The 22,751-nt window shown below is 69.9% G+C and carries 17 protein-coding genes; 8 read left to right on the top strand and 9 right to left on the bottom strand.

The features are described 5' to 3' along the window. Positions 1-100 precede the first annotated feature (100 nt). Positions 101-676, bottom strand: coding sequence for a GNAT family N-acetyltransferase (locus tag MDN94_RS03785; RefSeq protein WP_482724558.1), 576 nt, complete (start codon positions 674-676; stop codon positions 101-103). 239 nt (positions 677-915) lie between these two features. On the opposite strand from MDN94_RS03785, the gene secA reads away from it, so the two are divergent. Further along, a complete protein-coding gene (gene secA / locus MDN94_RS03780; protein WP_482724557.1) occupies positions 916-3,735 on the top strand; it encodes a preprotein translocase subunit SecA in 2,820 nt (939 codons plus the stop codon). Positions 3,736-4,122: 387 nt separating this feature from the next. Here the strand turns inward: secA and MDN94_RS03775 are convergent, their stop codons facing one another. Continuing rightward, on the bottom strand, positions 4,123-4,533 hold the full coding sequence (locus MDN94_RS03775; protein WP_482724556.1) for an Rv3235 family protein: 411 nt from the start codon (positions 4,531-4,533) through the stop codon (positions 4,123-4,125). 277 nt (positions 4,534-4,810) lie between these two features. Here MDN94_RS03775 and MDN94_RS03770 point away from each other — a divergent pair, with 277 nt between their 5' ends. Continuing rightward, entirely contained in the window at positions 4,811-5,317 is a 507-nt protein-coding gene (locus MDN94_RS03770) for a DUF6912 family protein (protein WP_482724555.1), read from the top strand. 171 nt (positions 5,318-5,488) lie between these two features. After that, positions 5,489-6,160 carry an HAD family hydrolase gene (locus MDN94_RS03765; protein ID WP_482724554.1) on the top strand — a complete coding sequence of 224 codons (672 nt, stop codon included), beginning with the start codon at positions 5,489-5,491 and terminating at the stop codon, positions 6,158-6,160. Between the two features lie 13 nt (positions 6,161-6,173). On the opposite strand, the gene MDN94_RS03760 is transcribed toward MDN94_RS03765, so the two are convergent. Next, complete coding sequence (locus tag MDN94_RS03760) at positions 6,174-6,740, bottom strand: DJ-1/PfpI family protein (RefSeq protein ID WP_482724553.1); 567 nt, start codon at positions 6,738-6,740, stop codon at positions 6,174-6,176. A 371-nt stretch (positions 6,741-7,111) separates the two neighbouring features. Here MDN94_RS03760 and MDN94_RS03755 point away from each other — a divergent pair, with 371 nt between their 5' ends. Beyond that, entirely contained in the window at positions 7,112-12,046 is a 4,935-nt protein-coding gene (locus MDN94_RS03755) for an NAD-glutamate dehydrogenase (protein ID WP_482724552.1), read from the top strand. Positions 12,047-12,102: 56 nt separating this feature from the next. Here the strand turns inward: MDN94_RS03755 and MDN94_RS03750 are convergent, their stop codons facing one another. The 3 genes from MDN94_RS03750 to MDN94_RS03740 are packed head-to-tail and all read right to left on the bottom strand — an operon-like array spanning position 12,103 to position 14,884. After that, positions 12,103-13,074 carry a serine/threonine-protein kinase gene (locus tag MDN94_RS03750; RefSeq protein WP_482724551.1) on the bottom strand — a complete coding sequence of 324 codons (972 nt, stop codon included), beginning with the start codon at positions 13,072-13,074 and terminating at the stop codon, positions 12,103-12,105. A gap of 39 nt (positions 13,075-13,113) precedes the next feature. After that, positions 13,114-13,950: an ABC transporter ATP-binding protein gene (locus tag MDN94_RS03745; protein WP_482724550.1), complete on the bottom strand. Its 837-nt coding sequence runs from the start codon at positions 13,948-13,950 to the stop codon at positions 13,114-13,116. Then, positions 13,943-14,884: an ABC transporter permease gene (locus MDN94_RS03740; protein WP_482726993.1), complete on the bottom strand. Its 942-nt coding sequence runs from the start codon at positions 14,882-14,884 to the stop codon at positions 13,943-13,945. The genes MDN94_RS03745 and MDN94_RS03740 overlap by 8 nt, the downstream gene beginning before the upstream one ends. A 147-nt stretch (positions 14,885-15,031) precedes the next feature. On the opposite strand from MDN94_RS03740, the gene MDN94_RS03735 reads away from it, so the two are divergent. From MDN94_RS03735 to MDN94_RS03720, 4 genes are all read left to right on the top strand, one after another. Further along, positions 15,032-15,649: a TetR/AcrR family transcriptional regulator gene (locus MDN94_RS03735; RefSeq protein WP_482724549.1), complete on the top strand. Its 618-nt coding sequence runs from the start codon at positions 15,032-15,034 to the stop codon at positions 15,647-15,649. A 237-nt stretch (positions 15,650-15,886) separates the two neighbouring features. After that, positions 15,887-17,143: a glycosyltransferase family 39 protein gene (locus tag MDN94_RS03730; RefSeq protein WP_482724548.1), complete on the top strand. Its 1,257-nt coding sequence runs from the start codon at positions 15,887-15,889 to the stop codon at positions 17,141-17,143. A gap of 30 nt (positions 17,144-17,173) precedes the next feature. Next, on the top strand, positions 17,174-18,703 hold the full coding sequence (locus MDN94_RS03725; RefSeq protein ID WP_482724547.1) for a methyltransferase domain-containing protein: 1,530 nt from the start codon (positions 17,174-17,176) through the stop codon (positions 18,701-18,703). Positions 18,704-18,737: 34 nt separating this feature from the next. After that, a complete protein-coding gene (locus MDN94_RS03720; RefSeq protein ID WP_482724546.1) occupies positions 18,738-19,010 on the top strand; it encodes a hypothetical protein in 273 nt (90 codons plus the stop codon). A 53-nt stretch (positions 19,011-19,063) separates the two neighbouring features. Here MDN94_RS03720 and MDN94_RS03715 read toward each other — a convergent pair whose 3' ends face one another. Genes MDN94_RS03715 through MDN94_RS03705 form a run of 3 tightly spaced genes read right to left on the bottom strand, consistent with a single transcriptional unit; the run spans position 19,064 to position 22,675 of the window. Further along, the gene (locus MDN94_RS03715) at positions 19,064-19,963 is read right to left on the bottom strand and encodes a carbohydrate ABC transporter permease (RefSeq protein WP_482724545.1); all 900 of its coding nucleotides are present in this window, start codon (positions 19,961-19,963) and stop codon (positions 19,064-19,066) included. Then, positions 19,960-21,306: a carbohydrate ABC transporter permease gene (locus tag MDN94_RS03710; RefSeq protein ID WP_482724544.1), complete on the bottom strand. Its 1,347-nt coding sequence runs from the start codon at positions 21,304-21,306 to the stop codon at positions 19,960-19,962. The genes MDN94_RS03715 and MDN94_RS03710 overlap by 4 nt, the downstream gene beginning before the upstream one ends. 4 nt (positions 21,307-21,310) lie before the next feature. Continuing rightward, complete coding sequence (locus MDN94_RS03705) at positions 21,311-22,675, bottom strand: ABC transporter substrate-binding protein (protein WP_482724543.1); 1,365 nt, start codon at positions 22,673-22,675, stop codon at positions 21,311-21,313. Positions 22,676-22,751: the final 76 nt, after the last annotated feature.

Genomic DNA, 22,751 nt, shown 5'->3' with positions numbered 1-22,751 from the left:
CCCGCCCCCTGCCGAGACAGGGTCCCCCGACCAGGAATCACGGTGCTCCGCCCGGCAAGGCGGCGCCTCATGACGGCTTCGCCGCGGGCGGGAACCGGACTCAGTGGCGGGCAGGCAGATAGGCGTGGTTGCTCGCCAGCCCGAGGTCGGACGGAAGCAGTCCACCGACCCACACGTCGCGCAGGGTGTCCTTGTTGAGCAGTGCCGCGCGCAGCTCCCCCTCCATGCGGAAGCCGGCCTTCTGCGCGACCGCGCGCGAGGCCGCGTTGCCGACCTCGGCGCGCCATTCCAGACGGGTGGCGCCCAGTCTCATGAAGGCCCAGTGGGAGACGGCGGTGAGGCTCTCCGCCATGACACCCCGGCCCCGGTGTTCCCTGCCCGCCCAGAAACCGATCTCCCACGTGCCGGAGAAGGTGCGCATGGTCACGGCCACCGAGCCCATCAGCGGCCCGCCCTCGCGCGGCAGGACGGCGAAGGTGCACATGGTGCCGTTGTGCCAGCCGTCGGGGACCGTCTGTTCGGTGAACTCGGCGGCGTGTTGCCACTCGTAGGGGGAGGGAACCGTCGTCCACCGCTGGATGTCCGGATCCTGGCAGGCCTCGTGGACGGACTTCGTGTCCTCGGGGGTGAAGGTCCGCAGCAGCAGGCGTTCGGTGGTGAGGGTGATCGGCTCCATGCCGGGATTCTTGCCAGCGCGGCGCGCCGATGCGAGCACTTTCTGTGCTCGACCGGCACCTTCAGCGCTTCCCGCGCGTTCACCTGATGGCGGACACCAGGCCTCAGTGGCCATGGACCTCCCGACGCGGCCGGGTCCTCGCTTACGATGGCCGATGCGGTGGGGCCCACCTGCCGTGCCCGCGCCAGTGTCCACCACAGACCCAGTGCCAGGCCCGACCGGCAAGGAGACCAACCTCAGTGTCCGTCTTCAACAAGCTCATGCGTGCAGGCGAAGGCAAGATCCTGCGCAAACTGCACCGCATCGCGGACCAGGTCAACTCCATCGAAGAGGACTTCGTCAACCTCTCCGACGCCGAGTTGCGGGCGCTCACGGACGAGTACAAGCAGCGTTACGCGGACGGTGAGAGCCTGGACGACCTGCTTCCCGAGGCGTTCGCCACCGTGCGTGAGGCCGCCAAGCGGGTGCTCGGCCAGCGCCACTACGACGTCCAGCTCATGGGCGGCGCCGCCCTGCACCTCGGATATGTCGCAGAGATGAAGACCGGTGAGGGCAAGACCCTCGTCGGCACGCTCCCCACCTATCTGAACGCGCTGTCCGGCAAGGGCGTCCACCTGATCACGGTGAACGACTACCTCGCCGAGCGCGACTCCGAGATGATGGGCCGCGTCCACAAGTTCCTGGGCCTCGAAGTCGGCTGCATCCTCGCCAACATGTCGCCGGCCCAACGCCGTGAGCAGTACAACTGCGACATCACCTACGGCACGAACAACGAGTTCGGCTTCGACTATCTGCGCGACAACATGGCGTGGTCCAAGGACGAGCTCGTCCAGCGCGGCCACAACTTCGCCGTGGTGGACGAGGTCGACTCGATCCTCGTCGACGAGGCGCGTACGCCCTTGATCATCTCCGGCCCCGCCGACCAGGCCACCAAGTGGTACGGCGACTTCGCCAAGCTCGTGACGCGTCTCACCCGGGGCGAGGCGGGGAACCAGCTCAAGGGCATCGAGGAGACCGGCGACTACGAGGTCGACGAGAAGAAGCGCACCGTCGCGATCCACGAGTCCGGCGTCGCCAAGGTCGAGGACTGGCTCGGCATCGACAACCTCTACGAGTCGGTGAACACGCCCCTCGTCGGTTATCTGAACAACGCCATCAAGGCCAAGGAACTGTTCAAGAAGGACAAGGACTACGTCGTCATCGACGGCGAAGTCATGATCGTCGACGAGCACACCGGCCGTATCCTCGCCGGCCGCCGCTACAACGAGGGCATGCACCAGGCGATCGAGGCGAAGGAAGGGGTGGACATCAAGGACGAGAACCAGACGCTCGCCACGATCACCCTCCAGAACTTCTTCCGCCTCTACGACAAGCTGTCCGGTATGACCGGTACGGCGATGACCGAGGCCGCCGAGTTCCACCAGATCTACAAGCTCGGTGTCGTGCCGATCCCGACGAACAGGCCGATGGTCCGCAAGGACCAGTCCGACCTGATCTACCGCACCGAGGTCGCGAAGTTCGCGGCCGTCGTCGACGACATCGCGGAGAAGCACGAGAAGGGCCAGCCGATCCTCGTCGGCACCACCTCGGTCGAGAAGTCCGAGTACCTCTCGCAGCAGCTGAGCAAGCGCGGCATCCAGCACGAGGTCCTCAACGCCAAGCAGCACGACCGTGAGGCGACGATCGTCGCCCAGGCCGGCCGCAAGGGCGCCGTCACCGTCGCCACGAACATGGCCGGCCGTGGTACCGACATCAAGCTCGGCGGCAACCCGGACGACCTCGCGGAGGCCGAGCTGCGCCAGGCCGGTCTCGACCCCGTCGAGCACGTCGAGGAGTGGGCCGCGGCCCTGCCTGCCGCGCTGGAGCGCGCCGAGGCGGCCGTGAAGGCCGAGCACGACGAGGTGAAGGAGCTCGGCGGCCTGTACGTGCTGGGCACCGAGCGTCACGAGTCCCGCCGTATCGACAACCAGCTGCGCGGACGTTCCGGCCGTCAGGGCGACCCCGGCGAGTCCCGTTTCTACCTCTCGCTCGGCGACGACCTGATGCGCCTGTTCAAGGCGCAGATGGTCGAGCGCGTGATGTCGATGGCGAACGTGCCCGACGACGTCCCGATCGAGAACAAGATGGTGACGCGCGCGATCGCCTCCGCGCAGTCCCAGGTCGAGCAGCAGAACTTCGAGACCCGTAAGAACGTCCTGAAGTACGACGAGGTGCTCAACCGGCAGCGCGAAGTCATCTACGGCGAGCGCCGTCGCGTCCTGGAGGGCGAGGACCTGCACGAGCAGGTGCGTCACTTCATGGACGACACCATCGACGCCTACATCCAGGCGGAGACGGTCGAGGGCTTCGCCGAGGAGTGGGACCTGGACCGCCTGTGGGGCGCGTTCAAGCAGCTCTACCCGGTGAAGATCACCGTCGAGGAACTGGAGGAGGCAGCCGGCGACCGTGCCGGTATCACCGCCGAGTTCATCGCCGACTCGATCAAGGACGACATCCACCAGCAGTACGACGAGCGTGAGAAGCAGCTCGGCTCGGACATCATGCGTGAACTCGAGCGACGCGTGGTGCTGTCGGTCCTGGACCGCAAGTGGCGCGAGCACCTCTACGAGATGGACTACCTCCAGGAGGGCATCGGCCTGCGCGCGATGGCGCAGAAGGACCCCCTGGTCGAGTACCAGCGTGAGGGCTTCGACATGTTCACCGCCATGATGGAGGGCATCAAGGAGGAGTCCGTCGGCTACCTGTTCAACCTGGAGGTCCAGGTCGAGCAGCAGGTCGAGGAGGTCCCGGTCCAGGAGGCGGCGGCGAAGACCTCGCTGGCCAAGGAAGACGCGGTGCCGGCGGGCGCGGGTCGTCCCGAGATCCGCGCTAAGGGGCTCGAGACGCCGCAGCGTCCCGACCGCCTGCACTTCTCCGCTCCGACGGTGGACGGCGAGGGCGGCGTGATCGAGGGCGACTTCGAGAACGGCGACGGCCAGTCGCGGTCGGAGTCGGACGGAATGACGCGGGCGGAGCGCCGCAAGGCGCAGAAGACGGCGGGACGTCGTCGAAAGAAGTGACGGAGTAGCAGCATCCGACGGCCGGGGCCGGACACCGAGGGGTGTCCGGCCCCGGCCGCGTCTCCCCCCGACGGTCTGGCCCGCCCGCTCGGGCGACCGGGCTGGCCCGAACCGGCCCGGCCGCGGCCAGGCCCTGGCTTCTCGGCGGCGACCGGGTCGGCTGGGTCCTGGCTCCTCGCCCCCCCGGACGGCCCTCCAGGCGGCACGGGGGCGTTCCGAGCGGCTCGGCCGGGCCCAAGCCCGGCCGAGCCGCTCGGGGCCTCCAGGCGGGCACCCAGGCATCCGTACATCGGGGCAGCGCATGTCCGGCTCCGCCCCAGCAGCATCAGACCCCCGGACGACCGGACGCCGCGGCGTCGGGCCCACCGCCTCCCCGGGCCGCCTGTTTCAGCGGTTCGCCGCGACCTCGATCGCCGCGCAGCGCCAGCGCAGGTCCCGGCCCTGCTCCAGCCGGAAAGCCATCGCGCTGACCCGGTCGCCCGAGCCGATGCGGGCGAAGGCTTCGATCACGCCCGGCCCCGGGTGGAACTTGCCGCAGTGGCGGACGACCGGCGTGGCCCGGTCCGCCGGAAGCAACGGCGTCCCCGGCGCGAGCCGCACCAACTGTTCATAGGCCTCGCCGATCGTGTGCCCGAGCATCCAGTGCACCGGTCGCCGGCCGCTCAGGACCGCGAGCAGGCGGTCGGCGAACCAGTAGTGCGGTTTGTGCAGCCTGCCGCGTGCCCGGGTCAGCGCAGCCGCCGCGTGGGCGGCGGGCCTGCGCTGGTCGTGGCGGCCTGCGGGCCTGGTCCTGTCCATACGGATCGCCCCCGATGTGCTGGTCCCGGGATGGGTACCGGGAAGTAGCTTCGACGGGGAACTTCTATGGCGTGAGCACCTTTGCCGCAAAGCGGCGAAACCGCCCAGGGCGGCGGTCGTGAAGTTCACCTATCAGTGTGACGAGGCGCTGTACGGGCGGGCCGCACGGGCCCTCGACGGTGTACCGGGTGGACGGCGGGAGGGCGAGCGGGCGCACCCCGAAGGGGGACGCCGCACGTATCCTGAGGGCGATCACCGACTACGAAAGCGGCCTGTCATGCGCGTGTACGTCCCCCTGACCCTCCCCGGTCTCGCAGCGGCGCACAAGGCGGGCGAACTGGGCCCCGGTCCGCTGACCGCCTACGCCGTCACGCCCGGACTGCGCGAGTGGTACGTCTCCGACGACATCGAGGAACTGGAGTACGCGGCGCTGAGCCGCGCCGCCGCCGCGTCCCTGCGTCTCATCGCCGGCGACCCCGACGCGGCCCGGCGCCGCGCGGTCGTGGCCGTCGACGTGCCCGACCAGGACGCCGTCGCCGATCCCGACCGGGTCCTCGACGCCGGTGCGCTCGGCGAGGTTCGGGTCGCCAGGACCGTGCCGATGTCCAAGGCGGCGGCCGTCCATGTGGACGCCGACGATGCCGTGGACGACGTCACGGCCGCTGTCGCGGCGCTCGGCGCGGCCGACCACGGTGACGACGACGCGCAGTTCACCGTCGACGGCGCGGAGGACCACGAACTGCTCTGGTTCGGCGTGCAGGAGATCCCGAACATCGTCGGCTGACCTGCCGCCCGCGCCGGCCGTCGTACCGGTGACCGCCGTGCGCGCATGCCGGTGACCGGCCGCGCGCCGGCTGTCGTACCCGGTGCCGCCGTACACGTTGCCGTACGCGGTGAGCCACCGCCCCGATGCCGTACCGCCGGTCTTTCGTACCCGGCCTGTACCGTTTCCGCCATGGGCAAGCAGGGGACGCAGGCGCATCTGGTCTGGGACTGGAACGGCACACTGCTCGACGACATCGGCGCGGTCATCGCGGCGACGAACGCCGCCTTCGCGGAGCTGGGGCTCGAGCAGATCACGCTCGAGCGGTACCGGGAGCTGTACTGCGTGCCCGTCCCCCGTTTCTACGAGCGGCTCATGGGACGGCTGCCGACGAACGACGAATGGCTCGTGATGGACGCGGCCTTCCACAAGCACTACTGGACCCGGGCCGAGACGTGCGGGCTCGCCGAGGGTGCCGCGGAGCTGCTCGTCCGCCGTCAGAGTGCCGGTCTGACCCAGTCGCTGCTGTCCCTCGCCCCGCACGAACACCTGGTGCCGATCGTGCGCCGGCACGGCATCGAGGAGCGCTTCGTCCGGGTCGACGGCCGGATCGGCGCGTCGACCGCGGGCAAGGCCGAGCACATGGTGCGGCACCTGGCGCAGCTCGCCGGTGTGCGGGCCGAGCACGTCGTCGTCATCGGTGACGCGGCGGACGACGCCGTCGCCGCCGCCCACGTCGGCGCGAAGGCCGTGCTGTACACAGGCGGATCGCACAGCCGCGCCAGTCTGGAAAGCGTCGGAGTGCCGGTGGTCGACTCGCTCCAGGAGGCGGTCGAGGTGGCGGAGGAGCTCGTGGCCGGCTGACCGGCCACGCGCGTCACGTCACCGGCGCCGTCGCCCGCAGCACCTTGAGGAACTCCCGCATCCAAACCGGATGGTCCGGCCAGGCGCGCGAGGAGACCAGCGAACCGTCCACGACCGCCGCCGAGTCCTGGAACGACGCCCCGGCGGCCTGCATGTCCAGCTCGAGCGCCGGGTACGAGGTGACCCGGCGTCCCTCCAGCCCCCCGGTGGCCGCGGTCAGCAGCGGGCCGTGGCAGATCTGGGCCACCGGCTTGTCGGAGTCGAAGAACGCCTTGAGGATCTTGCGGAGCTCCGGGTCGTTGCGCAGATACTCGGGCGCGCGGCCGCCGGGAATCACGATGGCGGCGTACGCCCCGGGCTCGACCTCGGAGAAGGCCAGGTCCGCCTGCCAGGTGTAGCCCGGCTTCTCGGTGTACGTGTCGAAGCCCGGCTCGAAGTCGTGCACGACGAACTGCAGCTTCTTGCGGGCGGGGGCCGCGACGTGTACCTCGTACCCCTCTTCCAGTAGCCGCTGGTACGGGTAGAGGACTTCCAGGGACTCTGCGGCGTCCCCGGTGACGATGAGGATCTTGGTGGTCATGGCTGCTCCCGGTTGATTGGTTGCCAAGAGGGCCTGTGTCGCTGTCCAGAGTGTCAAACTTCGGACCCCGCTTTTGTACACATACGGCTCATGACGGGGCGGGGGTGCGGGGAGATAGCCTGGGGGCGTGATCAGCGCGATATGCCGTGGGGGCAGCGAAGCCCCCGGCCTGCGCCCGGACCGCCACCGCGTCCGGGCGATCGCTGACCCTTCCCGTCCGGACTGCCGCAGCCAGGCAGGATTGGCCGATAACGGCTCGGACGACTCTCATCGCGGCATACCGTCGACTGCGACCGGACACCCCGGGACGCGGCGATTCGTCGCATCTTTCACCTACGTCACGCAACGGCGCGCGACAGGAGCCAGAGGACATGCAGACCAAGCTGGACGAAGCCAAGGCCGAGCTGCTCGCACGGGCCGCCCGGGTAGCTGAGAACAGCCCGGCCGGGGGGCACCTTCCGACTGGGACAGAGCAAGGGAAGCGCCCTGACCGGGACACCCTGCTCACGTACCTCCAGCGCTACTACCTGCACACAGCTCCGGAGGACCTCACCGACCGCGACCCGGTCGACGTCTTCGGTGCGGCACTTTCCCACTACCGGCTCGCGGAGAACCGCCCCCAGGGCACCGCGAACGTCCGCGTCCACACGCCGACCGTGGAGGAGAACGGCTGGACCTGCAGCCACTCCGTCGTGGAAGTCGTCACCGACGACATGCCCTTCCTCGTCGACTCCGTCACCAACGAGCTCTCCCGCCAGGGCCGCGGCATCCATGTCGTGATCCACCCGCAGGTCGTCGTCCGCCGTGATGTGACCGGCAGGCTCATCGAGGTCCTGTCCTCGGACACGCACGCCAAGGACCTCCCGCACGACGCCCTCGTCGAGTCCTGGATCCACGTCGAGATCGACCGCGAGACCGACCGCGCCGACCTGAAGCAGATCACCGCCGATCTGCTGCGCGTCCTGTCCGACGTCCGGGAGGCCGTCGAGGACTGGGAGAAGATGCGCGACGCCGCGCTGCGCATCGCCGAGCGGCTGCCCGAAGAGCCCAAGGCCGACGACCTGCCCGAGCAGGAGGTCGAGGAGGCCCGTGAGCTGCTGCGCTGGCTCGCCGCCGACCACTTCACCTTCCTCGGCTACCGGGAGTACGAGCTCACCGACGCCGACGCGCTGGCCGCCGTCCCCGGCACCGGACTAGGGATCCTGCGCTCCGACCCGCCGCACCACGAGGACGAGGCCCACCCGGTCAGTCCGTCCTTCAGCCGGCTGCCTGCCGACGCCCGCGCCAAAGCCCGTGAGCACAAGTTGCTCGTGCTGACGAAGGCCAACAGCCGCGCCACCGTGCACCGCCCCAGCTACCTGGACTACATCGGCGTCAAGAAGTTCGACGCCGAAGGCAACGTCGTCGGGGAGCGCCGCTTCCTCGGCCTGTTCTCCTCCGCCGCGTACACCGAGTCGGTGCGCCGCGTGCCCGTCGTCCGCCGCAAGGTCGCGGAGGTCCTGGAGGGGGCGGGCTTCTCGCCCAACAGCCACGACGGCCGCGACCTGCTGCAGATCCTCGAGACGTACCCGCGTGACGAGCTCTTCCAGACGCCCGCCGACCAGTTGCGGGCGATCGTCACCAGCGTCCTCTACCTCCAGGAGCGCCGCAGGCTGCGGCTGTACCTGCGGCAGGACGAGTACGGGCGCTACTACTCCGCGCTGGTCTACCTGCCACGTGACCGCTACACCACCGGCGTGCGGCTGCGCCTGATCGACATCCTCAAGGAGGAACTCGGCGGCACCAGCGTCGACTTCACCGCGTGGAACACCGAGTCGATCCTCTCCCGTATCCACTTCGTGGTGCGGGTCCCCATCGGCACCGAGCTGCCGCACCTCACCGATGCCGACACCGAGCGCATCGAGGCGCGTCTGGTCGAGGCGGCGCGCTCCTGGGCCGACGGCTTCGGCGAGGCGCTGAACGCCGAGTTCGGCGAGGAACGCGCCGCCGAGCTGCTGCGCCGCTACGCCGGCGCCTTCCAGGAGGGCTACAAGGCCGACCACTCGCCGCGCTCCGCCGTGGCCGACCTGGTCCGCATGGAGGAGCTCGCCGAGTCCGGCAAGGACTTCGCACTGTCCCTGTACGAGCCGGTAGGGGCGGGCCCCGGCGAGCGGCGCTTCAAGATCTACCGAACCGGTGAGCAGGTCTCCCTGTCCGCGGTACTGCCGGTGCTGCAGCGCCTCGGCTGCGAGGTCGTCGACGAGCGCCCCTACGAGCTGCGGTGCGCCGACCGGACCCACGCCTGGATCTACGACTTCGGGCTGCGCATGCCGAAGACCGGCGCGAACGGCGACTACCTCGCCGACGACGCCCGCGAGCGCTTCCAGGACGCTTTCGCCGCCGTGTGGACGGGCGAGGCGGAGAACGACGGCTTCAACTCGCTGGTGCTCGGCGCGGGGCTCAACTGGCGCGAGGCGATGGTGCTGCGCGCGTACGCGAAGTACCTGCGCCAGGCCGGTTCGACCTTCAGCCAGGACTACATGGAGGACACCCTCCGCAACAACGTCCACACCACCCGGCTGCTGGTCTCGCTGTTCGAGGCGCGGATGTCACCGGACCGCCAGCGGGCCGGCACCGAGCTGATCGACGGACTGCTCGAGGAACTCGACGGCGCGCTCGACCAGGTCGCCAGCCTCGACGAGGACCGCATCCTGCGTGCCTTCCTCACCGTCATCAAGGCCACCCTGCGCACCAACTTCTTCCAGGAGGCGGCAGGCGGCGCCCCTCACGGCTATGTGTCGATGAAGTTCGACCCGCAGGCCATCCCGGACCTGCCGGCTCCGCGCCCCGCGTTCGAGATCTGGGTGTACTCGCCGCGGGTCGAGGGCGTCCACCTGCGCTTCGGCAAGGTCGCCCGAGGCGGTCTGCGCTGGTCCGACCGGCGTGAGGACTTCCGTACGGAGATCCTCGGCCTGGTCAAGGCGCAGATGGTCAAGAACACCGTGATCGTGCCGGTCGGCGCCAAGGGCGGCTTCGTCGCAAAGCAGCTGCCGGACCCGTCCGTGAACCGTGACGCCTGGCTCGCCGAGGGCATCGCCTGCTATCGGATCTTCATCTCGGCGCTGCTCGACATCACCGACAACCTGGTCGCGGGCGAGGTCGTCCCGCCGGCCCAGGTGGTCCGGCACGACGAGGACGACACGTACCTCGTGGTGGCCGCCGACAAGGGCACCGCGTCGTTCTCCGACATCGCCAACGAGGTCGCGGTCGCGTACAACTTCTGGCTCGGTGACGCCTTCGCGTCGGGCGGCTCCGCCGGATACGACCACAAGGGCATGGGCATCACCGCCCGCGGCGCCTGGGAGTCGGTCAAGCGGCACTTCCGCGAGCTCGGCCACGACACCCAGACCGAGGACTTCACGGTCGTCGGCGTCGGCGACATGTCCGGCGATGTGTTCGGCAACGGCATGCTGCTCAGCGAGCACATCCGGCTCGTCGCGGCGTTCGACCACCGCCACATCTTCATCGACCCGAACCCGGACGCGGCCCTCTCGTACGCGGAGCGCCGTCGGCTCTTCGAACTGCCCCGTTCCTCCTGGGCCGACTACAACAAGGAACTGCTGTCCCAGGGCGGCGGCGTCCACCCGCGCACGGCCAAGTCGATCCCGGTCAACGCGGCGATGCGCGAGGCCCTCGGCATCGGTCCCGGCATCGCGAAGCTGACGCCGGCGGAGTTGATGAAGGCCATCCTCAAGGCTCCGGTCGACCTGCTGTGGAACGGCGGTATCGGCACCTACGTCAAGGCTTCCACCGAGTCGAACACCGACGTCGGCGACAAGGCCAACGACTCGATCCGCGTCAACGGCGAGGATCTGCGGGTCCGGGTCGTCGGCGAGGGCGGCAACCTGGGGCTGACCCAGCTCGGCCGGATCGAGTTCGACCGCAACGGCGGAAAGATCAACACCGACGCCATCGACAACAGCGCCGGCGTCGACACCTCCGACCACGAGGTCAACATCAAGATCCTGCTCAACGGCCTGGTCGCGGACGGCGACATGACCGTCAAGCAGCGCAACCAGCTGCTGGCGCAGATGACCGACGAGGTCGGCGCGCTGGTGCTGCGCAACAACTACGCGCAGAACACCGCGCTCGCCAACGCGGTCACCCAGTCACCGTCCCTGCTCCACGCCCACCAGCGGTTCATGCGCCGCCTCGGCCGTGACGGACGCCTGGACCGGGCACTGGAGTTCCTGCCCAACGACCGCCAGATCCGTGAACTGCTGGCCGCGGGCAAGGGACTGAGTCAGCCCGAACTGGCCGTCCTCCTCGCCTACACGAAGATCACGGTGGCGGACGAGCTGATCGGGACGGACCTGCCGGACGACCCGTACCTGCGGCGGCTGCTGCACGCCTACTTCCCCAAGCCGCTGCGGGAGCAGTTCGGCGAGGCGATCGACGCGCACGCGCTGCGCCGCGAGATCGTGACGACGGTGCTCGTCAACGACACGGTCAACACCGGTGGTTCGACCTTCCTGCACCGGCTGCGCGAGGAGACCGGCGCGTCGATCGAGGAGATCGTGCGGGCGCAGACCGCGGCCCGGGAGATCTTCGGGCTCGGCGCGGTGTGGGACGCGGTCGAGGCGCTCGACAACCAGGTTGCGGCGGACGTCCAGACCCGGATCCGGCTGCACTCGCGCCGCCTCGTCGAGCGCGGCACGCGGTGGCTGCTGGGCAACCGGCCGCAGCCGCTGGAGCTGGCCGGGACGATCGAGTTCTTCGCCGAGCGCGTCGAACAGGTGTGGACAGAGCTGCCGAAGATGCTGCGGGGCGCGGACCTGGACTGGTACCAGGGCATCCTCGACGAGCTCACCGGGGAGGGCGTTCCCGAGTTCCTCGCGCTGCGGGTGGCCGGCTTCTCGTCCGCCTTCCCGACGCTCGACATCGTGGCGATCTCGGATCGCACCGGTCAGGACCCGCTGGGGGTCGCCGAGGTGTACTACGACCTCGCCGACCGGCTCGCCATCACCCAGCTGATGGACCGGATCATCGAACTGCCGCGGGCCGACCGCTGGCAGTCCATGGCTCGTGCCTCCATCCGTGAGGACCTGTACGCGGCACACGCCGCGCTCACCGCCGTCGTGCTGTCGGTGGGCAACGGGACCTCGACCCCGGAGGAGCGCTTCAAGGCCTGGGAGCAGAAGAACGCGGCGATCCTCGGACGGGCGCGGACGACGCTGGAGGAGATCCAGAGCTCGGACACGTTCGACCTGGCCAACCTGTCGGTGGCGATGAGGACGATGCGGCAGCTGCTGCGCACCCACAGCTGACGGCCCTTCGCACGGACCCGGTCGCGCCTTCGGGGGCGGCCGGGTCCGTTGCGTGGTCAGCCGTCGCCGCGCAGGCGGTTCAGCCAGCCGGCCCGCGGGTCGCGGGCGTCGGGCGAGACCTTGGCCGAGGCCCGCGCGACGGCCGTGACCGCCGATGCGACGGGCTTCGGTAGCCAGCCGGCCGCGGCGAAATCCGGGCCCGTACCGCACAGTTCCGCCATCTCCGCCGCCGTCGGGCGGTCCTGCGGGCGGGCCGCCAGCGCGGCGGTCAGAAGCGGGCGGAGGGCGGCCGGATGGGCGGAGAGGTCCGGCGGGTCGCGGTCGGTGCCGGCGATGCGGGTCGCGACGACCAGGCCGCCGCCCTCGCCGTACGGGTGGCGGCCGGTGGCCGCCTCCGCGGCGACGAGACCCAGCGTGAACACGTCGGAGGCGGGCGTGACCTGCCGGCCCAGCGCGTGTTCCGGGGACATGTACTTCGGCGTGCCGACCATCCGCCCGACGGTGGTCAGTACGGACGTGCCGTCCGTGGCGCGTGCGATGCCGAAGTCGAGCAGCCATGGCCCTTCCGCGGACAGCAGCAGGTTCCCCGGCTTCACGTCGCGGTGGACAAGGCCCGCGGTGTGCACGGCGTCCAGCGCGCGCGCCGCGCCGGCCGTCAGCCGCAGGACGCACTCGGGCGGCAGCGGCCCGTGGCCGGCGAGGGCGTCGCCAAGGGGCAGGCCGGGGACGTAACGGGTGGCGAGCCACGGCAGGTCCGCCTCCGCGTCGTGGTCGACGACCTCGACCAGATGCGGGCCGCTGACCCGCCGCGCTGCCTCCACCTCGCGGGCGAAGCGTCTGCGGAACTTCTCGCTCCGGGCGTGCTCGCGGCGGATGAGCTTGAGAGCGACAGGAAGCGAGGCGCCGTCGCTGCTGCGGGTCAGGAAGACGGTTCCCATGCCGCCCTCCCCGATCCGTGCCCGGAGCCGGTAGCCGGCGATCTCGCGCGGGTCGTCGTCCCGCAGCGGCTGAGGCCCTCGACCGCCCATCCCAACCGCCCCTCGGCTGTCCGGCACCGGCAGTGGAGCCTACCGCGCGGGCTGCTTCGCGGTCCCGGTCCCGGGGCCGCTCTTGTTCCCCGCTGCGGTGAACTCCTCGTATGCCGCGACGACTTCCTTGGCCGGGCCGTCCATGCGCAGGATCCCCGCTTCCAGCCAGAGTGCGCGGTCGCAGGTCTCGGTGATGGTCGCGTTGCTGTGGCTGACCAGGAAGACCGTGCCGGCCTCCCGCCGCAGCTCCTCGATGCGCTGCCGACTACGGCGGCGGAAGCGGGCGTCGCCCGTGGACAGCGCCTCGTCGATGAGAAGCACGTCGTGGCTCTTGGCGGCGGCGATGGAGAAGCGCAGCCTGGCCCCCATGCCGGAGGAGTACGTCCGCATCGGCAGCGAGACGAAGTCGCCCTTCTCGTTGATGCCGGAGAAGTCGACGATGTCGTCGTAGCGGTCGCGGATCCGGTCGCGCGTCATACCCATCGCGAGGCCGCCGAGGATGATGTTGCGCTCACCTGTCAGATCGGACATCAGCGCGGCGTTGACGCCGAGGAGGGACGGCTGCCCGGCCGTGTGGACCTTGCCCTTCGCGGTCGGCAGGAGGCCGGCGACGGCCTTGAGCAGGGTGGACTTGCCCGAACCGTTGGAGCCGATCAGGCCGATCGCCTCACCCCGGTACGCGGCGAAGCTGACGCCCTTGACGGCGTGCACCTCGCGTATGCCGGGGTGCGCCCGGCGGGAGACGATCCGGCTGAGGGCGGAAGTGGCGCTGCCCCGGCCGGTGCGGGGGCCGTTGACCTTGTAGGTGATGTGGACGCCGTCGACGACGACGGTAGGGGTGGGTTCTCCGGTCGGACGGGTCGGGTTCTCAGCCACGGCCGTACTGCTCCTCAGCCTTCCAGAAGTACAGGAATCCGCCGGCTCCGCAGAGCACGGCCCACGCCGTGGCAGCGGCCCACACGTGCGGCGGCAGCCGGTCCGCGGTGAACGAATCGATGAACGCGAAGCGCACCAGGTCGATGTAGAGCGCCGCCGGGTTGTACTGGAGCGCGAGAGCCACCAGGTGCGGCAGGTCCCGGTCGCCGACCACCTTGTCGACGGACCACATCACGCCCGACGCGTACATCCAGGTGCGCAGCAGGAACGGCACCAGCTGGGCGACGTCGGGGGTGCGGGCGGCGACGCGTGCCATGGCCATGGACAGGCCGGTAGTGAAGACCGCCTGGAGCAGCAGCGCGGGGACCGCGAGCAGCCAGGAAGCCGTCGGGAGCTGACCGAGGCCGACGAGGATCACGATCAGCGCGCCGAGCGAGAAGAGCAGTTGCTGGAGCTGTTGCAGGGCGAGCGCGACGGGCAGTGCTGCGCGCGGGAAGTGGAGGGCTCTGACGAGGCCGATGTTTCCGGAGATCGCGCGGGTGCCGGCCGTGACCGTGTTGGCGGTGAAGGTCCAGATGAACACCCCCGTGACCAGGAACGGCACGAAGTCGGGGACATGGTGGGCGGTGCCGAGCAGCACGCCGAAGATCAGGTAGTAGACGGCGGCGTTGAGCAGGGGGGTCATCAGCTGCCAGAGCTGCCCGAGGCGGGCCTGGCTGTACTGGGCGGTGAGTTTGGCGGTCGCGAACGCGGTGATGAAGTGTCGCCGCGACCAGAGCTGCCGGACGTAGGCGGGGAGGGTGGGCCGGGCGCCGCTGACGGTCAGCCCGTGGCGTGCGGCGAGCGCCGCGAGGTCGGTGGGCGGGGCGGGAGCGGCCGGGTCGGCGGAAGGGGCTTCTACCGGGCCCGCCGGGGGCGCGGTGGGGCTGGCGATGGTCACGCGGGCTCGCTTTCGATGCGCGTGCAATGGCGGGGCGCGGTCCGCAACCTCGATCAGAACGATGGAACGGGACCGTATCGTCGCTACGGGCACAGTAGGACGACATTACGTCGGGACGCAACCGTTTCGTCGTCGCCGCGTATGCTCCTGGGCATGACGACCGACCCCAGAAGCCCGCGACGCGCCCCGGCAGGAGCCGCTGTGCTCCGGGAGGACGTGACCGACGCCATCCGGGCCGCCGTCTTCGACGAACTGGCGGCCGTGGGCTTCGCCCGGATGTCGATCGAGGGCATCGCCCGGCGGGCGGGCGTCGGGAAGACGGCCGTCTACCGGCGCTGGAAGTCCAAGCTGTCCCTGGTGCTGGACCTTGTCTCGGCCTTCGCCGCGCAGGGACTGCCGGCGCCGGCGACGGGATCCCTGTACGGGGACGTACGCGCCCTGCTCGAGGTCGCCGCGCACGCGCTGCGCCACCCCGTGGCTTCGCAGGTCATCCCGGACCTGCTGGTGGAGGCCGCACGCAACTCCGAGATCGCCGACGCGATCAAGGCGGCGCTGCTGGACGGCCAGCGGGGCGTGGCCGCGCTGATCGTCCGGGACGCGGTGGCGCGCGGCGAACTGCCGGAATCGGCGGACCCGGACCGCGCGCTCGATGTGATCGTCGGACCGCTGTACTGGCGGCTGGTGGTGGTGCGGGGCGAACTGCCGGACGGCTACCTCGACGAGGTGGCACGGGGAGCAGTGGCCGCGCTCCGGGCCTGAGCGGCCGCGGCCCCGGGCCGACGACGATGCGGCGGCAGCGCGCCGGCCGCGGGGTCGGCGACGCCGGCGCGGTGGTCGCCGTCACCGACTTGAAGCACGAGGCGATCGCGACCCCGCCGTACGGGTGATTCGCGTGCCGGGATTGCGCCCAAGATCGCAGCGCAGTGAACTTACCGGCATTTAAGTGTGGTTATCGGTGCGAGAGGTTGACGTTCCGCATTGCTACGTTCGGCGGTCATGGACCTGCGAATGCGGACGGCGACTACGACGCTCGATGTACGAAGAGCAAGGATCCTCGTCATCGGCGTCTCCGCACTCGCCCTCTTTGCCAAGACGGTTCTCGCGGCCCTTAAGCGCGGACCGGCGGACGTCGGCATCTTCGACGCCTTCGCCACCGCGATCGCCCAGGTGGGACCGGTCCGCGTCTACGAGCACCCGATGCCGCGCCTGCCCGTCTACAACCATCCGCCGCTCACGGGACGGATGCTCGCCGCATTCCATGAACTGGAGGAGATCGGAATTCCTTTCGGCAGTCTGATCCGTGCGCCGGCCTGCCTCGCCGATTTCGTCTCGGCCCTTCTCGTGTTCGAGATCCTGCGCCGCCACCGCACACTCGCGACGGCCACGGCGTGTGCGATCGGATGTGCTCTGAGCCCCGTCCTCTTCGCCACCTCCGGATATCACGGGAACACCGACTCCGTCGCCATCTCGCTCATGCTCCTGGCGGCCTTCCTGCTCGTCGACCGCCGTGCCCCGCTGGCCGCCGGCGTCGCCGCGGCGCTGGCGGTGAGCGTCAAGCTCGTACCGGTTGTCGCCGTCCCCGCTCTGATCGTGGCGGCGGCGCGGGCCGGGCGTCCGGCCGCCGTGCGGTTCTGCGCGGGCCTCGCGGCCGTGATGCTGCTCCTGTGGGGGCCGGTGCTGGCGGCCGTGCCCGTCCCGCTACGGGAGAAGGTCCTCGAATACGAGGGCGGCCGGGCCAGGCTGTGGGGCTTCGTACGCTTCGCCGAACTGGCGGGCGCGTCCGACTCGTTCGTCGAGGCACTGCACAGCGACTTCCATCTCCTGTTCGTGCTGCTGTGCATGGCCGCGGGTGCCTGGCTCGCGTGGGTGCGTCCCACCGGCGCCGCGTACGCCGTCGCGCTCTCCCTCACGCTCCTGCTCCTGCTCAGCACCGGATCTGCCGTGCAGTACCTCGCTTGGCCCGTCGTCGGCCTCTGCCTCTTCGGACTGTGGGAGGGCCTCGGCTACGGGCTCGTCGTCGGCGCCGCCACCGTCATCGTCTACGCGGGCGTGAGCGCCGTCCGCTGGAACGACTGGGCCCTGCACCTGGCGGAGGTGGGCTGGATGCTGCTGGCCGCCGGGATCGTGAGCGGTGTGCGCCGGGCACTGAAAGAGTCGCCCGCGCCCGTCCCGGGAGAGCACGTACCCCTCGTCGCCCAGCGCACCGACCGGTCCGCCACCGCCGCCCCACCCGTCGACAGACCGCACCGATGACCCGCGCCAACGGAGAGTAGAGAAGCCCCAGTGAAGGAAATCCCCAGCCCGCGGATCGGCATCCTCGTCGTCGCCTACAACGCGGAATCCACGCTGGAGAAGACGCTCGACCGCATCCCCAAGGACTTCCGGTCCCGCGTCGCCGAGATCCTGATCCTCGACGACGCGAGCAGCGACGGGACGTTCACCGCGGGCTGCCGCTGGTCGCAGCTGGACGGCATGCCGCCGACCGTCGTCATGCGGCACACCAAGAACCTCGGTTACGGCGGCAACCAGAAGGCCGGCTACGCTCTCGCCGCCGAACGGGGCCTTGACATCGTGGTGCTTCTGCACGGCGACGGCCAGTACGCCCCCGAGCTGCTGCCCGAGATGGTCGCGCCCATCGAACGCGGCGAGTGCGAGGCGGTGTTCGGCTCCCGGATGATGCGCTCGGGCAGTGCGCTGAAGGGCGGCATGCCGTTCTACAAATGGCTCGGCAACCGCGTCCTCACCCGCTTCGAGAACGGTCTGCTCGGCTCACGGCTCACCGAGTTCCACTCCGGCTACCGCGCCTACAGCGTCGCGGCGCTGCGCAGGCTGCCGATCGACCGGAACACCGACGCCTTCGACTTCGACACCCAGATCATCGTCCAGCTGCTCGACGCCGGGATGCGTATCAAGGAGATCCCCGTTCCCACCTATTACGGCGACGAGATCTGCTACGTCAACGGCCTGCGTTACGCGAAGGACGTCGTCAAGGACGTCCTCGAATACCGGCTCGCCCTCAAGGGCTTCGGCACCTGTCCCTGGATCCCCAAGCCCGTCGACTACGCCTTCAAGGAGGGCGACGGCTCCTCGCACTCCGCCATCCTCGAGATCATGCGAGGGCTGCCGCCGGGACGGGTCCTCGACGTCGGCTGCTCCGGCGGCCTGTTCGCCGAGCGTCTCGAAGACCTTGGCCACACCGTGACCGGCCTGGACTTCGTCGAGGTGCCCGGTGTGCGGGACCGCTGCTCCGAATTCCTCCTCGCCGACCTGGAGGAGGGCCTGCCGCCGCAGGTCGGCGCCGACTACGACTACGTCGTCGCCGGGGACGTCATCGAGCACCTGTCCCGGCCGGAGCACGTGCTGCGGGAGTTGCGGGAGGTACTGCGGCCCGGTGGTCGGATGCTCCTGTCCGTGCCCAACTTCAGCCATTGGTACTCACGGCTGAGGGTCGCTTTCGGCGTCTTCGGCTACGACCGGCGGGGCATCCTCGACGAGACCCATCTGCGCTTCTTCACCCGCAGCAGTCTGCGCCGCACAGTGCGGGCCGCCGGCTTCGACCAGCTACAGGTCACGTCCACCGGCGCTCCGTTCTGGTCCGTGCTCGGCGGCGGCCCCGTCGCCGGCGCCCTCGGCGGCATCTCCCGGCTGCTGACCCGTGTGCGGCCGACACTCTTCGGCTACCAGTACGTCGCCGTGCTCACCCCGCACGCCGCACAGACGATCGTCGCCGGGGAGCACGTCGATGTCCAGGACATCCTCAACCGCCAGTACGTCCCGGCCGAACTCGCCGACCGGGTGGGCGCCGGCACCTGACGCCGGGCTCCGACCGTCGCCCGGGCGGAGGAGCGTGAACCTGCCCGGCGTGTTGCTGCTGCACTTCGCGGTCTGTTCGTCGGCGGCCGGGCAGATCATGCTGAAACACGGCATGCGCTCGGCGGCCGCCCTGGCGGAACCCGGCGGGGGTTCGCTGATGACGAGGGCGCGACCACGCTGTGGGGCGTCCGGCATCGTCGTCTTCGGAGTCTCCGCCGTGGCCTGGATGGCGACGCTCGCCGAGGTGCCGCTGTTGCCGTGCGCCTGGAGGGACCCCGTTGCGCGGCGGCGGGCCGGTCACGGGTGACCGGCCCGCCGCCCGCGACGGACGGTGTGCCGTCGCAGGTGTCCGTCAGCCGGTCACTTGACGGCACCCGCCATCACACCGGACACGAACTGGCGCTGGAAGGCGAAGAACACCGCCAGCGGAATGATCATCGACAGGAACGCGCCGGGCGCGAGCACGTCGATGTTGTTGCCGAACTGCCGTACCTGGCGCTGGAGGGCGACGGTGATCGGGGCACTCTCCGAGTCGGCGAAGATCAGCGCGACCAGCATGTCGTTCCACACCCACAGGAACTGGAAGATCCCGAGCGAGGCGATCGCCGGGGCGCCCAGCGGCATCACGACGCGCGTGAACAGACGGATCTCGCCCGCGCCGTCGAGCCGGGCCGCCTCCAGCAGCTCCCGTGGGATCTCGGCGAAGAAGTTCCGCAGCAGGAAGATGGCGAACGGCAGACCGAAGGCCACATGGAAGAGGACCACGCCGATCGTCGTCTCGAAGATGCCGATCACGCCGAAGAGTTCGGACACGGGGACGAGCGCGACCTGCACGGGGACCACCAGCAGGCCGACCACGACCATGAACCACCAGTCGCGGCCGGGGAACTCCATCCAGGCGAAGGCGTATCCGGCGAGTGCCCCGATGACCACGACCAGCACGGTGGCGGGAACCGTGATCACCACCGTGGACAGCAGGGAATCGGTGATGGTCTCGTTCTGCAGCAGCCGTGAATAGTTCTCGGTGGTGATCTCGGCGGGGGCGGTGAACACCTTCCACCAGCCGCTCGACGCGATGTCGCCGCTGTCGCGCAGCGAGGAGAGCAGCAGGCCGATGGTGGGCATCAGCCAGAACAGGGCGGCGAGGATCAGGAAGACGCGCAGCGCGCCGCCGCCCGCGGCGGCCGCGATCCGGGCGGCGACGGACTGCCTGGCCCTGGTGGGGGAGCCGCTCTTCACCGCGGTGTCGCTCGTGCTCATCGCCGGGTCTCCCTTCGCATCCGCCGGACGTTGAAGAACATCACCGGCAGCACCAGCAGAAGCAGCAGCACCGCGATCGCGCTGCCGAGGCCCAGGTCCGCGTCGGTGCCGAAGGAGGAGCGGTAGAGCTGGAGGGCGAGGACGTTGGCGTCGTCCTGGGAGGAGCCCGGCGCGATGATGAACACCAGGTCGAAGATCTTCAGCACGTTGATCATCAAGGTGACGAGGACGACCGCGAGCACGGGCGCCAGCAGGGGCACCGTGATCCGCCGGAACACCTGCCATTCGTTGGCGCCGTCGACGCGTGCCGCCTCCAGGAGCTCGCGCGGCACGCTCGCCAGACCGGCCGCGATCAGCACCATGGCGAAGCCCGCCCACATCCACACGTAGCTGCCGATGATCGCCGGGGTCACCAGGGACGGCCCGAGCCAGTCGACGCCGTTGTACGGCTCACGGAAGTTGTCGGCGGGCAGCCGCAGCAGCGCGCCGTCGGCGGAGGCCGGGAGGATGAAGGTGCCGTCGGCGGCGGCACGGGTGTCCGCCACCACCTTGCCGTCCTTGACCGCCTCGATCTTGAGGCCCTTGAGCCCGAGCTCCTGGGAGTCGACGACGTTCGGTCTGCCGCCGCCGCCCCGGGTGAAGTCGAGCCAGGCGGTGCCGTGGATCTCGCCGTCGCCCGGCTCTGCCGCCTTGGCGGGTTCCGCGTCGGACGGCATCTTGGCGGGCGCCACGCCGACCAGCGGAAGCTGCACCGGTCTACCGGCGGAGACCGGCTCCTTGGTGACGAACGCGCCGCCGCCTGCCGCCTCGAGCGGGTGCACCGGCAGGGGCCGGGCCCGCGGATATCCGGCCGACTCCTCGAACGTGTCGTGCACGCCCACCCAGACCGCGTTGGCCACACCGCGCTCCGGGTCCTGCTCGTAGACGAGCCGGAAGATGATGCCCGCCGCCAGCATCGAGATCACCATCGGCATGAAGACGATCAGCTTGAACGCGGTGCCCCAGCGGACCCGTTCCGTGAGCACCGCGAATATCAGACCGAGGGCGGTGGAGACCGTCGGTGCGACGACGACCCAGATCGCGTTGTTCTTGACGGCGGTCAGGATGGTGTCGTCGGTGAAGATCTCCACGTAGTTGTCGAGCCCGGCGAAGCCGGCGCCGGACTGGTCGAAGAAGGACCTGTAGAGCGAGTACCCGATCGGGTAGACCACGAGCGCGCCCAGCAGCACGAGCGCGGGCAGCAGAAAGCCGGCCGCGACTAATTTACGTGTTCCTGTCACGCTCTTACGCTGACGCGCGGGGGGCGCCGGACGAGCCGGGCCCCCCGCTGTGACGGCAGGCACGGCCTCAGCTCTTGTACGCCTTGGCCGCTTCGGCCTCCAGCCGCTGCTGGGTGCCGGCGACGTCCTTCGGGTTCTTCAGGAAGTCCTGGAGGATCTTCCACTCGCCCTTGCCGGGCGTCCCGCCGAACGACTGCGGCATTTGGTCAGACATGTCGAAGCGGAAGTCGTCGCCCGCCGCGATCAGCGCCTTCGCGATGTCCCGCTGTACGTCGTTCGGGTACGCGGCCACGTCCATCGACTTGTTCGGCGAGATGAAGCCGCCGGCCGCCGCCTGGATCGCCGCGGCGTCGGGCGACGCCAGGAACGTCAGCAGCGCCTGGGCGCCCTTGCTGTCCGTCAGCGCCACCGCCGCGTCCCCGCCGGTCACCACCGGAGGCTCCGCGCCGACGGCCGGGAACGGGAAGACCTTCGCGTCCGTACCGATCTTCGCGTCGGTCTGCGCGATGTTGACGGTCACGAAGTCGCCCTCGAAGACCATCGCGGCCTTGGGGGCGTCACCGCCGCTGAACGTCTGGGTGACCGACGCCGGGAACTCCGTCTGGAGGGCGCCGTCGGTGCCGCCCGCGATCAGGTTCGGCTTGCCGAACAGTTCACCGAGAGTGGTGAGGGCGTCCTTCACCGACGGGTCGGTCCACTTGATCTCGTGCTTGGCGAGCTGGTCGTACTTCTCCGGGCCCGCCTGGGAGAGGTAGACGTTCTCGAACCAGTCGGTCAGCACCCAGCCGTCCGCTCCGGCGATGGACACCGGTGTGACACCCGAGGCGGAGATCGTCTCCGCCGTGGACATGAAGTCCTTCCAGGTCTTCGGCGGCGTGGCCCCGGCATTCTCGAAAACGGCGTTGTTGTACCAGATCAGGGACTTGTTCGCGGCCTTGTAGTACACGCCGTACTGCGTGCCGTCGACCGCGCCGAGGTCCTGCCAGCCCTTGGAGTAGTTCTTCGCCAGTTGCTCCTTGGCCTCCGCGCCGACGGGCTTGGCCCACTTGCGCGCCACCGCCTGCTGGATCGCGCCGACCTGAGGGAGCATCGCCACGTCGGGCGGGCTGCCACCGGCGATCTTCGTACCGAGGAAGTTGACGATCGGGTCCTGCGCGGGGACGAAGGTGACCTGCGCGCCCGTGCGCTTCTCGAACTCGTCCAGGACCTTGGTGAAGTTCTCCTGCTCCGGGCCGCTCCATACGGCGGCGACCTGGATCTTCTCGCCGTCCAGCTTGGGCAGTTGGACCGATGAGGGCGACTCGGTGCCCTTGGTCGGACCGCCGTCCCCCGGCTCTCCGCCGTCGCTGCCGCCGCCGCATCCGGTGAGGGCGAGAGCGCCGATCGCGGCGAACATCACTGCGGCCCTGCCCGTACGAAGAGTTCTGCGCATTACTGCCCCGTCTCTCCTGTGCGCTGCTTCCGACTGACCTGTTGCGCTGTCCCGCTGCGCCGGACCGGTTGACCGA

The organism is Streptomyces sp. WAC00040, assembly GCF_056835925.1.
The sequence above is the reverse complement of the archived record's forward strand: the minus strand, read 5'-3'. Positions and strand labels throughout refer to the sequence as shown.

Excerpts from the sequence above, each read along its gene's own strand:
- MDN94_RS03760 (WP_482724553.1), bottom strand. The coding sequence starts at position 6,740 with ATGACCACCAAGATCCTCATCGTCACCGGGGACGCCGCAGAGTCCCTG.
- MDN94_RS03765 (WP_482724554.1), top strand. The coding sequence starts at position 5,489 with ATGGGCAAGCAGGGGACGCAGGCGCATCTGGTCTGGGACTGGAACGGC.
- MDN94_RS03770 (WP_482724555.1), top strand. The coding sequence starts at position 4,811 with ATGCGCGTGTACGTCCCCCTGACCCTCCCCGGTCTCGCAGCGGCGCAC.
- MDN94_RS03775 (WP_482724556.1), bottom strand. The coding sequence starts at position 4,533 with ATGGACAGGACCAGGCCCGCAGGCCGCCACGACCAGCGCAGGCCCGCC.
- MDN94_RS03785 (WP_482724558.1), bottom strand. The coding sequence starts at position 676 with ATGGAGCCGATCACCCTCACCACCGAACGCCTGCTGCTGCGGACCTTC.
- MDN94_RS03750 (WP_482724551.1), bottom strand. The coding sequence starts at position 13,074 with ATGGGCGGTCGAGGGCCTCAGCCGCTGCGGGACGACGACCCGCGCGAG.
- MDN94_RS03730 (WP_482724548.1), top strand. The coding sequence starts at position 15,887 with ATGGACCTGCGAATGCGGACGGCGACTACGACGCTCGATGTACGAAGA.
- MDN94_RS03755 (WP_482724552.1), top strand. The coding sequence starts at position 7,112 with ATGCAGACCAAGCTGGACGAAGCCAAGGCCGAGCTGCTCGCACGGGCC.
- MDN94_RS03705 (WP_482724543.1), bottom strand. The coding sequence starts at position 22,675 with ATGCGCAGAACTCTTCGTACGGGCAGGGCCGCAGTGATGTTCGCCGCG.
- MDN94_RS03735 (WP_482724549.1), top strand. The coding sequence starts at position 15,032 with ATGCTCCTGGGCATGACGACCGACCCCAGAAGCCCGCGACGCGCCCCG.
- MDN94_RS03715 (WP_482724545.1), bottom strand. The coding sequence starts at position 19,963 with ATGAGCACGAGCGACACCGCGGTGAAGAGCGGCTCCCCCACCAGGGCC.